This is a genomic window from Streptomyces sp. NPDC048612 (assembly GCF_043199295.1).
GTDB lineage: Bacteria > Actinomycetota > Actinomycetes > Streptomycetales > Streptomycetaceae > Streptomyces.
Map to the genome: position 1 here is coordinate 56,923 of NZ_JBICVV010000007.1, position 13,349 is coordinate 70,271.

The window sequence follows — 13,349 nt, forward strand, 5'->3', positions numbered from 1 at the left end:
GATGAGTGAGAAGACGTACACCAGCGTCCTGTACGCCGAGATCGGCGGCACGCCGCTGCCCGACAAGCTCGCCACCCTCCTCATCGAGGGCTGGGTGGACGCGAGCGTGAATGTGCCGTCCGCCTTCCAGCTCACCTTCAGCGACACGGGGTCGGACATCCTCAAGACGTTCCCGAAGATCAAGGTCGGGGCGAAGGCGGTGCTCTCGCCCTTCACGGACGGGCGGCGCGGTACGCCCATGCTGACCGGCGAGATCACCGCGCTGGAAGTGGACGCGGACGCGAGCGGCAAGTACCTGGTCGTGCGGGGGTACGACCCGGGGCACCGGCTGCTGCGCAACCGGCGGGTCGCGGGCTACCCCAACATGACCGCGAGCGACATCGTGCGCCGTCTCGCCGGTCTCAACAAGCTCTCCCTCGGCAAGGTGGAGCCCACCCGGACCGTCTACGAGCTGGCCACCCAGCCCAACATCACCGACTGGGACTTCCTGCTCCGCCTCGCCCAGGAGAACGACGCCCATCTGTCCTTCGACCCGAAGGGCAAGCTCCAGTTCGGCAAGCTCTCCCCGGCCTCGTCGGCGCCCGCCGACAGCACACCGGCCGCGCAGAGCCCGTACGTCCTGGAGTTCGGCCACAACGCGATGCACAGCCGGATCGCCGTCACCGCCGCCGGGCAGGTCGACAGGGCGGGTGCGCGCGGCTGGGACATGCGGGCCAAGCGTGCGCTGTCCGCGCAGTCCCCGGCCACGACGAGCAAGGACATCGTCGCGGACATCACGCCGGGGCAGCTCAGCAAGCCGTTCGGGAAGGCCGAACTGACCGCCACGGACACCCCGTTCACCAGCCAGGCCCAGGTGACCCATGCCGCGCGGGCGCTCGCCGACGACGCGGCGGGCTCGTTCGCCGAGCTGGAGGTGGCGGTCACCGGCAATCCGGACCTGAAGCCGGGGCAGCCGGTGGCGCTGAAGGGGGCCGGGTTCCCCTTCGAGGGGAAGTACACGGCGACCGGTGTCCGCCATGTCTTCGAGTCCGGGCGGCCGTTCACCACCTGGCTGACCGTCTCGGGACGGCAGTTCCGGTCGCTGTACGGGCTCGCCTCCGGCGGCGCGGAGGCGGCGCCACCCATGCCGGGTGTGGCGATGGCGCTGGTCAGCAATGCCAAGGACCCGCTGCGGCTGGGCCGGGTCCGGCTGCGTTTCCCGTGGCTGTCGGACACCTACGAGAGCGACTGGTGCCGGGTCGCGCAGCTGGGCGGGGTCCGCGGCGGCGGGCTGGTCCTGCCGGAGGTCGGCGACGAGGTGCTGTGCGCCTTCGACCGGGGCTCGCTGGAGCATCCGTATGTGCTGGCCGGGCTCTACAACGGCCGGGACAAGCCGCCGAAGGAGCCGGACGGTCTGCCCGCGGTCGACCCGACCAGCGGGCGGGTCAACTGGCGCAGCTTCGCCTCGCGCAGCGGCCACATCGTCGAGCTGCTGGACGCCAAGACCCGGATGAAGAGCGGCATCCGGCTGCAGACCGGCAACGGCCGGATGACCGTCCACATGGACGAGGCGCGCACCAGCGTCACCATCCGCAGCGACGGTTCCGTCTCCATCACGGGGACCCGGAACGTGAGCATCAAGGCGGGCGGAAACCTGTCGCTGACCGCGGGCGGCTCGCTCACGATGAGCGCCGGCGGGGCGGTCGACATCAAGGCGGGCGCGAAGTTCGGCGTCGCCGCGGGCGGCGTGGCGGACATCAACGCGACCGGCGCGATCAGCCTCAAGTCGGCCGGCGCGGTGGCCGTCAACTCGGTCGGCGCGGTCTCCGTCTCCGCGGTCGGCGCGGTGGCCGTCAACGCGGGCGCCGCGGCGGCCATCAGCTCGCCGGCCACGGTCACCCTGAACGCACCGGCCGTGCTGCGCAACGGCATTCCTTTCTAGTGAGCTTGAGGAAGTTGAGGGACATGGGGCTCAAGGGGGGCACCGGAGATGAGTGAACAGTTCGTCGGTGCGGGCTGGAGCTTCCCGCTGCGTACCGACGCGGGCGGCGGTATCGCTCTGGCCCGCCGGGAGCGGGAGATCGAGGAGTCCATCCGGCTCGTCCTCGCCACCGCGCCCGGCGAGCGGCCGATGCGGCCGGAGTTCGGCTGTGCCGTGCACGACATGGTGTTCGCGCCGGTCAACGAGGCGACGGCCGGCCGCATCCGCTACGAGGTGCGGTACTCGCTCGACCGCTGGGAGCCGCGTATCGAGGTCCAGGAGGTCGAGGTCAGCCCGGCGGCCGACGATCCTTCCGTGCTGTTCATCGACGTGCGCTACAGCGTGCGCGGCACCAACAACCCGCGCAGTCTCGTCTTCCCCTTCTATGTGATCCCGTCCACGGAATCGCCGTCCACCGAAAGCGAAGCCTGATGGCCCTGCCCGCACCCCATCTCGACGACCGCCGCTTCCAGCAGTTCGTCGACGACGCCAAGCGCTACATCCAGCAGCGCTGCCCCGAGTGGACCGACCACAACGTCTCGGACCCCGGGGTGACCCTCATCGAGGCCGTCGCGCACATGGCCGACCAGATCGTCTACCGGCTCAACCGGGTGCCGGAGAAGAACCATCTGGCCTTCCTCGACCTGCTGGGCGTCACCCTCTTCCCGCCCTCCGCCGCGCGCGCCGACGTCACCTTCTGGCTCTCCGCGCCGCAGGCCGAGCCGGTCGTGCTGCCCGCCGGGACGGAGGTGGCCACCGGCCGGACCGAGACCGAGGAGGCGGTGGTCTTCGCCACCGAGGACGATCTGACCGTCGTGCCCTGCGAACTGACCGCCGTCCTGCGGCAGGAGGCCGGAAGCACCCCCGAGGACTGCGGCCAGGACATCTTCGGCGGCACTGACGTGGCCGTCTTCACCGCCGCCCCGCAGCCGGGCGACACCCTGCTGTTCGGGCTGTCGGCGGCGGTCCCGCGGTGCGCGGCCGTGCTGCAGCTGGACAGCCGGGTGGACGGCGTCGGCGTCGACCCGCGTCAGCCGCCGCTGCGCTGGGAGGCCTGGACCGCCGACGGCTGGACGGAGTGCGAGGTCGAGGAGGACTCCACCGGCGGCCTCAACCGGCCCGGCGAGGTCGTGCTGCACATCCCGGCCGGGCACACCGGCACCCGCGTCGGCCGGACCGACGCCGCGTGGCTGCGCTGCCGGGTCGTCGAGGCCAAGCAGGGCCAGCCGTTCTACAGCGCCTCGCCCACCGTGCGGGCCGCCTCCGCGTTCACCATCGGGGGCACGACCAGGGTCGCGCACGCCGATGTGGTGCGGGACGAGATGCTCGGCGAGTCCGCGGGGGTGCCCGGCCAGCGGATGCGGCTGGCGCACGCGCCGGTCGTCGCCGACCGCCCGCCGCTGAGGCTGGAGGTCTCCGACGGGGACGGCTGGCAGGAGTGGCAGGTCGTCCCCGACTTCGCCTCCTCCGGGCCGGACGACCGCCACCTCACGCTGGAGGAGTCCACCGGCGAGATCGCCTTCGGCCCGTCGGTGCGCCAGCCGGACGGCTCGATACGGCAGTTCGGGGCCGTACCGGCCAAGGGCGCGGTGCTCCGGGTCCCGCACTACCGCACCGGCGGCGGGCGGGACGGCAATGTGGCGCGCGGCGCGATCCAGGCGCTGCGCAGCTCGATCCCGTACGTGGCGCGGGTGGAGAACCGGGAGGCGGCGCGCGGCGGAGTCGACGGCGAGACGGTGCAGGAGGCGAAGGTCCGCGCGCCGATCGCGCTGCGGGCGCAGGAACGGGCCGTGACTGCCCGCGACTACGAGGAGCTGGCGCGGCGCGCGGCGCCCGAGGCCGCCCGGATCGCCTGTCTCGCGGTCGATCCCGCCGAGCGCGCGACGAGCACCGCGCAGAGCGGGCAGGGCGCCGAGGCCGGTGAGACCGGCCGGACCGGTGAGAACGCGGTCCGGGTGCTGGTCGTCCCGCAGGCCGTCCCCGACCGCGGTGGGCGGCTGCGCTTCGAGCAGCTGGTGCCGGGTCAGGAACTCCTGGGCCGGGTCACCCAGTTCCTCGACGAGCGCCGCCCAGTGGGTACCCGCCTCGCCGTCGGCCCGCCCTTCTACCAGGGCGTGACGGTCGTCGCGACGCTGCACTCCTTCCGGGCGGCGAAGGCCGACCGCGTCCGCGCCGAGGCCCTGGACGCGCTCTACGCCTACCTCGATCCGCTGACCGGCGGGGCCCATGGCGACGGCTGGCCCTTCGGCCGCCCGCTGCGCTCCGGTGAGATCTTCGCGGCCCTCCAGCGGGTCCCCGGTGTGGAGCTCGTCGACGAGGTCCTCCTGCACCCCGCCGACCCGCTCACCGGGCGCCGCGGTGACGCCACCGACCGCATCGAACTCGCCCGCTCCGCGCTGCTGTTCCCGTTCGACCACCGCGTCCGTGTGATCGAGGCCCGATGAGGGGCACACCCACGGGGATGGCCTCCCCGCACCCGCTGGGCGAGCAGCTCCCCGCGGTCTACGCCGACGACGACTTCGCCCAGCGCTTCGTCGAGGGCCTCGACGTGGTGCTCGCCCCCCTCTTCAACGTCCTGGACTGTCTGGAGAGCTACTTCACGCCGGCCCTGGCGCCCGAGGACTTCGTCGACTGGCTGACCACCTGGGTCGGCACCGAACTCGACGGGACGGAACACCCGGCCACCCGCCGCCGTGCGGTGGCCACGGCCGTTTCGCTGCACCGGGTGCGCGGCACCCGGCGCGGTCTGGCCGACGCCGTCCACCTGGCCTTCGGGGTACGTCCTGAGATCGTCGAGAGCGGCGGTGCGACCTGGTCCGCGCGCCCGCTCGGGCCCTTCCCGGGCTCGTCGCACCCCGGTCTGCGGGTGACCCTGCGGGTCCACGACCCCGCCACCGTCGACCGGCACCGTCTGCACGCCGTCGTCGCGGCGGCCCGCCCCGCACACCTCCCGTTCGCGACCGAGGTGACCCGTCTGTCCACTCCTGAAGGAACCTGACCATGCCCACCGACCCCACCCTCTGCCCCGACTGCGGCTCCCCCGTCTCCAAGGCGGGCCAGTCCTTCTGCGACTCCTGCGGAGCCTTCCTGCGCTGGGACCGCCCGGCACAGCAGTCCCCCGCGACAGCCGGCGAGCACCCGCCCGCCCCGGCTCCCCCGGCCGCGGCGCCCGGCCCGGACGCCGCGCACCACGCCGCCGGGTCCGCAAAGCCCGCCGGCCCTCCCGCGCCCGCCACCGGGGCCCCCGCCGGCGGCCACCCGGCCGCCGCCCAGCAGGACCCCGACGCGGAATCGACCGCCCCGCTCCCGTCCACCGCCCCGCAACAAGGGGACGGGAACGGCCGGCCCGACGCGGAGGTCCGGCACGGTCAGGAGGGCCGCCAGGACGGCCCGGGTGAGGCCACCCCCCGCCCGGCCGGCGAACGCGGTATCTCCGAGACCGGCATCCGCGCCCTCCTGGTCCCCGTCCCGGGCGCCTCCGCCGCGCCGCCGCCCGAGACGCCCGGTGTGCTCCCGGGCCGGCCCGAGGCGGCCCGGCCCCGGGTCCGCACCCCGCACGCGGCCGAGCCCGAGGACGGCACACCGTGCCGCAGCTGCGCCGCCCTCAACACGGCGGGCCGGCACTTCTGCCGGAGCTGCGCCATCCCCCTCACCGACACCGCGGCCGAGACCGCCGAGGGCCCGTACGCGGGCCAGCGGCCGCGGCTCAACCGCACCCGCGCACGGTGGATCGCCCGCGCGGTGGTGGCGGCGGTGGTCGTCGGCGTCGTGGTCGGCGGCATCATCGGGGGTCCTCCGGCCGCACGGGCCATCCAGGACCACTTCGCCAAGCGCATCCCCGTCCCCGCCGCCAACTGGAAGGCCTCGCACGCCGGCCCCGGCCACGCCGCCAAGCTCGCCTTCGACACCTACTCCAACACCTGGTGGGGAACGGGCTATTCGGGCGACTCGAACGGCCAGTACCTCCAGGCCTCGTTCGGCCAGCCCACCAACCTGCTCAACATCCTGATCACCCCCGGAGCGTCCGCCCGCACCCCGCAGGCCGCCGACCCGGCCCGCCCGCGCGAGTTCGACCTGATCGTCACCGACTCCGCCGGCAAGCAGCACGTCTCGCACCCCCGGCTGAACGACGGCGGCCCCCAGAAGATCGACGTCACGGTCCGCAACGCGGTCACCGTACGACTGGTCCTGCGCACCGCCTACGGCGCCACCGGGGAGAAGCAGGTGGCCATCGCCGAACTGGAATTCTTCGGCCGCTCGGGGAGCTAGCCCCCTCAGGACGGGACGGCCAGGCGGCCACACCTCCTCCGGGAGCGCCCTCTCCCGGCGTGCAGCACCTGCGCGCCGGGAGCCGGGGCCGGCGGACCGGCCGTATCACCGGGCCCGGATAGGCTGGGGCGGCATGTCCCTACAATTCCATCGATGTTCCTTCCGGTACGGCCGGAAGACGCCCGCTCTCCACCGGCTCGATCTCTCCCTCGGTCACCGGGCCACGGTCCTGCTCGGGCCGAACGGTGCGGGGAAGTCGACCCTCCTGGGCATCGCCGCTTCCTGGCTCTCCCCGACCGAGGGCACCGTGAGCTGGCGTGGGACGGACCCCGCTGAGCCGAAGTCGCGCGCCGCGTACCGCAGGGCGGTGGGCTGGCTTCCGCAGAACGTGAAGCCCATGCCGGGGCTGACCGTGCGGGAGAACGTCGCCTACACAGGCTGGTTGAAAGGACTGTCCCGCTCCGATGCCTGGGGCCGGTCACAGGACGCCCTGGAGCGGGTGAAGTTGGGCAGTCTGGCGGACCGGAAGAGCCACCAGCTCTCCGGTGGCCAACTGCGGCGCATGGGCATCGCCGGCACGCTCGTCCACGACAGCGAGGTCGTCCTGCTCGACGAACCGACGGCGGGGCTCGATCCCTCGCAGCGGCAGATCTTCCGCGACCTCGTGACGCACCTGCTGGCGGACATCCAGGTCGTGGTGTCGACCCATCAGACCGAAGACCTCGACACCATGTACGACCACGTCGTCATCCTCGACCAGGGCGAGGTCCGCTTCGAAGGTGACACCGGCGGTTTCCTGGCTCTCGCCGCCCCGGGTGTCCCCGAGGGCCGGCGCGCCGAGGGTGCCTACACCCAGCTGATCGCCCAGGAGGTGTGAACCGTGCTGTGGCGTACCGTCCTGCGCTCCTCCTCCGCCACCTGGCTGGCTCCCCCGCTGGCCGCCTTCGTCGCGCTGCTCCTCTCGGACGACCTCACCTCCGGGGTCACGCACGGCTATTGGCCCGGTGCCCTGGGCGCCGCCGCCTTCGCGCTGCCCTTCGTCGCCCCGGCGTGTGCTGCCGCCGGTGCCTGGGAAGGCGCGCGCCTCACCCGCGGAGGGGTCGAGCGCTGGGCCCCGGCCCGCTCCGGGCTCGGTGTCGCCCTGCCGCTCATGGCACCCGTCTTCTTACTGGGGGCGGTCGGCATGGCGGCGGCCGCCGCGCTGACCGTCTCCGCGGGCCGGCCCGAGGCCGGCGGGCCGCCGGTCGGCACGGTGGCCGGCATGGTGGCCGTCTGGCTGGTGATCCTCGCGGCCCATGCCATGGCCGGCTTCCTCCTCGGCAAGCGGCTGCCCCTGGTCGTGGCGGCGCCCTCGGCCCTGGTCCTCAGCTTCGTGCTGACCGCCTACCCGGCCGCCCTGGAACCGGTCTGGCTGCGCCATATGGTCACCGGCGGGATGTCCTCGTGCTGTGCTCTGGACCAGACCCCCGGGTGGCGCGCCGCGGCGAGCGCCCTCGTACTGGCCCTCGGCGTCATCGGCGCGGTCGCGCTGACTCTGGCCACGGGGCCCCGGCGGAGGCACACCCTCCTGATCAGCGGTGCACTGGCGGCCGGCCTCGTCGGCAGCGCGGGGCTCGCCCACGGGCTGCCCGCCGACCCCGTGTCCGCCCGTCCCGCCGATGAGCTGCGGTGCGCCGGGGGCGCTCCCCGTGTGTGTCTGTGGCCGGAGCTGTCCGGTCGCGCGGCCATGGTCCGCGAGCAGGCCTCCGACGCCCGGCACCGGCTCCAGCAGGCCGGTCTCACCGTTCCCGGCAAGCTCACGATGGGCGAACACCCCGGCCACCGGGCCCTGTTCATCGGTTCCTGGCCCGACCCGACGGCCTCCGACGTACGCGCGGGTGTCGGCACCGCACTCCTGCCGTCCGGCCCGCCCGCGTGCGCCCGGTCGGGAGACTCCTTTCCCGGCGCCGACGCCTACGGGCCCACCGCCGCGTGGCTCGCGCTGACCGCGGGAGCCACCGTGCACGACGTCGCCGGACACCACGGGGAGAAGGAGGCCGCGATGGCCGCGCGCGTCCGTCAGTCCTCCCACCGCACTCAACTGGCCTGGTTCCAGCGCAACAACAAGGCCCTGCGGGACTGCACGACGCACCCCGCGCCACTCCCGCCGCGCCGCACCCAGGAGACCTCCCGATGATCTGGTGGCTCAAGGCCACCGGCGCCCCCGGCGTCGCAGCGGCCCTGCTCGCGGTGTACCTCGTGGCCCTCGTGGTGGGTCAGGAAGCCATTCCGGTACCCGCGGTGGCGGGCGCCTCGGGGCAGCTCCTGGTCACCCAGATCCTCGGGGTGCTGCCGGTCGTCCTGCTCCTGCACGGGCTCGGCCGCGGGGACCCCCTCACCGAACAGGTCGCACTGCGCCCCAAGGGCCGGCGCGACCTGGCCCTCTGCGGTGCCTTCGCCCTGCTGGCCGTGCTGCCGGCAGTCGGTGTCCACCTCCTGTGGGACCGGCCGGAAGCCCTGTCGCTCGCCCGCAACTGCATCGGCTTCCTCGGAACGGCACTCCTCGTGCGTACGGTGCTGGGGCCCGGCCTCGCCGCGCTCTGCGTCGCGGCCCTCCCCCTCGCCTGCGCCGCCGCCGGCCGCCGACCGGGCGGCTCCGCCCAGCCCTGGGCATGGCCCCTCCACGAACCCGGCTCCGCCCTCGGCGCCGGTGAGGCCGTCCTCCTCTACGCCCTCGGCTGCGCCCTCGCCCTCCGGCGAAGCCGCCCCCTGCTCGACCCGCTGGCCCGCAGCACCTCGTGAACACCCCGATACCAAGGGCGACCGAGGGCAACCAGCAGCGCTCCCTCGCGACTTGGCCCCCTCCGGGACCTCGTACTCTTCTGATCTGACGGGCGCAGGAAGGACCAATCCGCGCTGCGACCGGCGACGAAGAACCGGAGAGGGGCGGGATCGGCTGCGTCGGCGGCCGGACCGCCACCGCGCTCCACGCCCAGAACACCACAGCGAAGCAGAGAACGAACGACCACACCGTTCAGGCACACCGCCTCTTCCGGATGGGACAAACCCGATGGCCCCTTCTGCCCCCCACATCGGCACACACGTCACCGACTTCACCCTGCCCGGTGGCGTACTGACCGGCGACCGCTTCGAGCGCCGCGACTACACCCTCTCCCTCCAGCGCGGCCGCCCGCTGGTGCTGGCCTTCTACCCGGGGGACGACACCAGCGTGTGCACCAAGCAGCTGTGCTCCTACTCCAGTGGCCTCGCGCAGTTCCAGGACCAGGACGCGGAGGTCTGGGGCATCAGCCCGCAGGACGTGGACAGCCACGAGCGGTTCGCCCGCAGGCACGAGCTGCGGATGCCGCTGCTCGCCGACACCGACCGGCGGGTGGCCCGCGCCTTCGGCGTCGCCGCCCCCGGCATCGGTGTCCGCAGGGCGGTGTTCCTCCTCGGAGCCGACGGCGTCCTCCACTGGAAGCATGTCGCACTCCTCGGCGCCACCTTCCAGCCCCTCGCCACCCTCACCCGCCATCTCGCCGGCCTGCCCCACTCCTGACGCGACGACGGGCCGATGAGGCCGCGGACCACCGGGGGCGCGGGCGGTGTTCCCTGGGCTTCACTTCACGGTGAAGAAGTAGCCGGAGGGCGCCAGTTGGATGCCGGAGCGGGTTGTCGCGTAGACCGTGAGGGTGTACCAGCCGTCCGAGGGCGGGGTCCAGTCGATGCTCGCGGTGTGGTGGGCGTCCGCGGGGACCGTGACCTCCGGGTCACGTTGTTGAAGGTGTACGTGTAGCTCACGACATCCTTCACCTTCGACGTGAACGTGAACGTGCCCGGAACGCCGGCGCCGCCGCCCGAACCGTTCTCCGGGTAGACCTCCGAGGCGACGGTGGGAGTGGTGTCGTACCTGATATGCCACCGAGCCGCGTTGCTGACCCAGCCGTTCGCGCTCTTGCTTTTCACCTCAAGGTCCCCGCCGTGGATACCGTCCACCGCGAGATCCACGGTCGCCGTGCCGTCCGCCCCGGCCGCGACCTCGAAGGTCCTGTCGTTCTGGACTCCGCTGGTCTCCACGGAGTAGCTGACGACCGGGCTTTTCGCCTGGAGTTCGGGGTCGGGACGGAACGTGAACGTGGTCGGCTCACCGAATGCGGGTTTCGGGACAGCCGGGGTGACGGTGGGCATCGTGGAGCTGATGCGGAAGTCGTAGCCGGCGTACGGCGACCGGTTGTGGGCCCGGTCCAGGCTGCGCACCCACAGCGTCATCGGGCCATGGCCGCCCGGCGGGACGAGCCTGAGCGTGGCCGAACCGCCGAGCTTGTCGGCGCGCTTGAAGTATTTCGTGTAGGAGTACCAGTCGACGGGCTGCGGAACGCCGTGGTCACCGGTGTCCGTGCCGATGGCCGGCACGTCCTGCTGCCAGGAGAACTCGAACCCCTCGACATCGTCGACACCGCCCGCGCTCAGTGTGAACTCGGCCGGCTCGCCCCCCTTGTTCCACCCGTCCGGAGAGTAGTTCGGCGAGGTGATGGTGGGCGCTTTGGCCGGGGACGTCTTGTCGCTCGTGACATAGCAGGGGGCCGACCAGTCCGAGGCCGCGCCCCCGGCCACTGTCTGCGCCTGCCATGCGTAGGTCTGCCCGTCGGCGAGCGCACTGGCGGGCAGGGTGGCGGGGGCCTCGAAGCCGAGGCTGGCGTATTTGCGGGTGACCGTCGTGATCCGCGTCGGGTCGGTGACCGGCCAGGCCTGATACCGCACGCCGACCCGGAGGGTGTCGGTGCTGTCGGCGGTGCCGGTCACCCCGGGGATGCCCTCGACGACGAGGCCGTCGCCGGTCGACTGGTACGAGGGCCGGTTCACATCGGTCGAGCAGTGTTGGTATCCATTGAACAGCTGAGTCGGTGTGGCAGGCCTCCTGTCGGCCGCGCTCGCGGGCGACGTCGCGGCGGCCAGGGCCAGGCCGAGGGTTCCCAGAAATGCGAGGACTGCACGGGGTCTCGCGCCTAAGGACATGGTCAAGTGATCCCTCCCGTTCGGCGCCCGCAGGCAGTGCGCTGATACGCACTGCCGTACGAGCGGCGAGGGGATCGTACTTGGGTGCCGCAGACCGACGCACTGAGTATGGAGAAGTTCCGAGCGGGCCGAAGGCGTGAGCGCGGGGGGGGCGACCAGAGCAGAGAAGCGCAGCCGGCGGAGCGGGGCGCAGCCGACTGCCCTCTCCGCAAGGCAAGGGCCCGTGCCACGCCCCGAACCATCAGCCCATGACGGCACGAGAACAGGCGGCAGAAGGGGCTCGTTCAGTGCGCTGACGAGACGGGTGCCGGGTTTGTGCCCGGGGATTGGGGCTTGCCGGTGGGCATGACCAGCATTTTTGTTACTGTGCCGTCTTCTGCGACGACGTCGCGGACGTGGGCGAAGCCCAGTTTTTTGCCCAGGGCCAGGCTGGCGGCGTTTTCGGCGCCCACCATTCCGTAGACCTCGGTGAGTTGGAGCGTGTCGGCGGCGTAGTGGAGCAGGCCGCGAATCAGCTCGTTGCCCACGCCCTTTCCGCGGCTCTCCTCGACCAGGGCGGCGATCACCTCGTAGCCGTCGACGTTGCCGGTCTTCTTGAGTTCCGCGTGACCCACGAAGACGCCGTCGGACCAGACGGCCCAGATGTCGAACAGGTTCTTGGTATAGACCTCGTTGAGGATCGATTGGAATATCGCCCGGATCTCTTCTTCGGGTGCTCGCTCCTGGCCCATCCAGCGGCAGACCCCTTCATCGCCGAGGAGGGACACGAAGGCGTCCTCGTCTTCGGGCCGGTAGGGCGAAAGGATCAGTCGGTCGGTGCGCAAGATCGGGGTCATTTCCGTGGTCCCTTCTCATGAGGAAAGCCAAATGATCTCGGTGGGGCGAGCAGCGGCGCCGATAGGCGGCAGGCGCTTTGGCGAGTGCGGAATGTGCGCAGTCCGCGCGTGGGTTCGCGGCCGTATACGGGCGTGCGTGAGGGTGTGTGCGAGGGTGCGTGTTCCTGTGTGAACGTGCGTGCGGGCGGCCGGAGTTGTGGTGCGTTCAGGCCGTCGGGCGCGGTGGGCGGCCGGCGGTGCGGAGCGATGGACGACTCCGCGGCCGCGCGGAATGGGGACACGGCATGGACCGGCTGCTGAGAAAATCCCCCGCGATCACAGTTCCCCCACCCCGTAAAAGTCCCGGACTTCACTTTCGGGCATCCGGTCCGCCCGGTGCACATGACTGGTATAGCGCAATAATCGCCTATCGTCACCACCTGGCGCCATATCCGGTATGACCGGCAATTGAGGCGTACGGTGATTGTTATTTTTTGTTTGGTGCGGGAGGCGGCGGCGGTCCGGACGGCGAATCCGGCGGGCGGCGGCGGGGGTTCTGCGGCGGCATGACGGCGTGACAGCCGTGAGCGGCGCGGCCGTGCGGGGAGGGCCGGGCGGTGTCGGGTACGGCCCGGTGCTGTGGCGCGGTGTGGGGTGCGCTCAGGTGACGTGCGGGTGGGGCTGATGACGTGCAGGGGGAGTCTCCGCACCCGGTGGTGTCGTGGGGCCACGCCGAGCGGGCCGTGGCCGCGGCCCACACCACCGGGTGTTGTGGGAAGGGGCAGGGCGCGGCGGTCGGCCGCGCCCTGCGGGGTAATTCAGGTCAGGAGCCGGCGTGTTCCATGCGCTCGCGCAGGCTGCGGGGGCGCATGTCGGTCCACACCTCGTCGACGTAGGCGGAGCACTCGTCCTGGGTCCCCTCCTTGCCCACGGCGTGCCAGCCGTCGGGGACCTCCAGGTCGGCCAGCCACAGCGAGTACTGCTCCTCGTCGTTGCGCAGCACCTGGTAGCGGGCGTTCTCGTCCATGTCACGCTCTCCCATCGTGGGTTGACTTGTTGATCGGGCGGGTCTGGTGGGTGGTGCGGCGGCCCGGCCGCGGGGGCCGGGACCGACAGTCACGGTGTGCGGTCTTGGTGGGTGGTCTCGGTGGGTGGTTCCTGGCGTGGTGTCGTGGTGGGCGGTCGCCTTGTGTGGTGCGGGAGTTCGGTCTTCTTCAAGGCTGCCGTGACCGGGCGGTGCGGGGGCGGTTTTCGGCAGAATGCCGCCCGCCCCCGCAGGGCGCGACGGGGGGCAACGCCCCGGTATGCGG

Annotated in this window: 12 protein-coding genes; 9 read left to right on the plus strand and 3 right to left on the minus strand. The window is 72.3% G+C overall.

What is annotated here, in order from left to right; genetic code table 11:
* The first annotated feature begins 1 nt into the window (after nt 1).
* The 9 genes from ACGFN2_RS13395 to ACGFN2_RS13435 all read left to right on the plus strand — a co-directional run bounded on the left by ACGFN2_RS13395 (nt 2) and on the right by ACGFN2_RS13435 (nt 9,767).
* The gene (locus ACGFN2_RS13395; protein ID WP_362607050.1) at nt 2–1,921 is read left to right on the plus strand and encodes a VgrG-related protein; all 1,920 of its coding nucleotides are present in this window, start codon (nt 2–4) and stop codon (nt 1,919–1,921) included.
* Nucleotides 1,922–1,969: 48 nt separating this feature from the next.
* Entirely contained in the window at nt 1,970–2,392 is a 423-nt protein-coding gene (locus tag ACGFN2_RS13400; protein WP_362607052.1) for a GPW/gp25 family protein, read from the plus strand.
* Nucleotides 2,392–4,404: a putative baseplate assembly protein gene (locus ACGFN2_RS13405; RefSeq protein ID WP_393359924.1), complete on the plus strand. Its 2,013-nt coding sequence runs from the start codon at nt 2,392–2,394 to the stop codon at nt 4,402–4,404. Before ACGFN2_RS13400 ends, ACGFN2_RS13405 begins: the two co-directional genes overlap by 1 nt.
* Before the next feature lie 17 nt (nt 4,405–4,421).
* Nucleotides 4,422–4,958 carry a phage tail protein gene (locus tag ACGFN2_RS13410; protein WP_393359926.1) on the plus strand — a complete coding sequence of 179 codons (537 nt, stop codon included), beginning with the start codon at nt 4,422–4,424 and terminating at the stop codon, nt 4,956–4,958.
* 2 nt (nt 4,959–4,960) lie between these two features.
* Complete coding sequence (locus ACGFN2_RS13415) at nt 4,961–6,229, plus strand: NADase-type glycan-binding domain-containing protein (RefSeq protein WP_393359928.1); 1,269 nt, start codon at nt 4,961–4,963, stop codon at nt 6,227–6,229.
* Nucleotides 6,230–6,362: 133 nt separating this feature from the next.
* Complete coding sequence (locus ACGFN2_RS13420; protein ID WP_362607059.1) at nt 6,363–7,106, plus strand: ATP-binding cassette domain-containing protein; 744 nt, start codon at nt 6,363–6,365, stop codon at nt 7,104–7,106.
* Nucleotides 7,107–7,109: 3 nt separating this feature from the next.
* Nucleotides 7,110–8,405 (plus strand): hypothetical protein, encoded by a 1,296-nt coding sequence (locus ACGFN2_RS13425; protein WP_393359930.1) that lies wholly within the window; start codon nt 7,110–7,112, stop codon nt 8,403–8,405.
* Complete coding sequence (locus ACGFN2_RS13430; protein ID WP_393359932.1) at nt 8,402–9,010, plus strand: hypothetical protein; 609 nt, start codon at nt 8,402–8,404, stop codon at nt 9,008–9,010. Before ACGFN2_RS13425 ends, ACGFN2_RS13430 begins: the two co-directional genes overlap by 4 nt.
* A gap of 268 nt (nt 9,011–9,278) precedes the next feature.
* The gene (locus tag ACGFN2_RS13435; protein WP_362607063.1) at nt 9,279–9,767 is read left to right on the plus strand and encodes a peroxiredoxin; all 489 of its coding nucleotides are present in this window, start codon (nt 9,279–9,281) and stop codon (nt 9,765–9,767) included.
* Between the two features lie 65 nt (nt 9,768–9,832).
* Here the strand turns inward: ACGFN2_RS13435 and ACGFN2_RS13440 are convergent, their stop codons facing one another.
* The 3 genes from ACGFN2_RS13440 to ACGFN2_RS13450 form a co-directional block, all read right to left on the minus strand.
* Nucleotides 9,833–11,071, minus strand: coding sequence for a hypothetical protein (locus ACGFN2_RS13440; RefSeq protein WP_393359934.1), 1,239 nt, complete (start codon nt 11,069–11,071; stop codon nt 9,833–9,835).
* A gap of 437 nt (nt 11,072–11,508) precedes the next feature.
* A complete protein-coding gene (locus ACGFN2_RS13445) occupies nt 11,509–12,060 on the minus strand; it encodes a GNAT family N-acetyltransferase (protein ID WP_393359936.1) in 552 nt (183 codons plus the stop codon).
* An 802-nt stretch (nt 12,061–12,862) separates the two neighbouring features.
* Nucleotides 12,863–13,066, minus strand: coding sequence for an MbtH family NRPS accessory protein (locus ACGFN2_RS13450; RefSeq protein WP_362607067.1), 204 nt, complete (start codon nt 13,064–13,066; stop codon nt 12,863–12,865).
* Nucleotides 13,067–13,349: the final 283 nt, after the last annotated feature.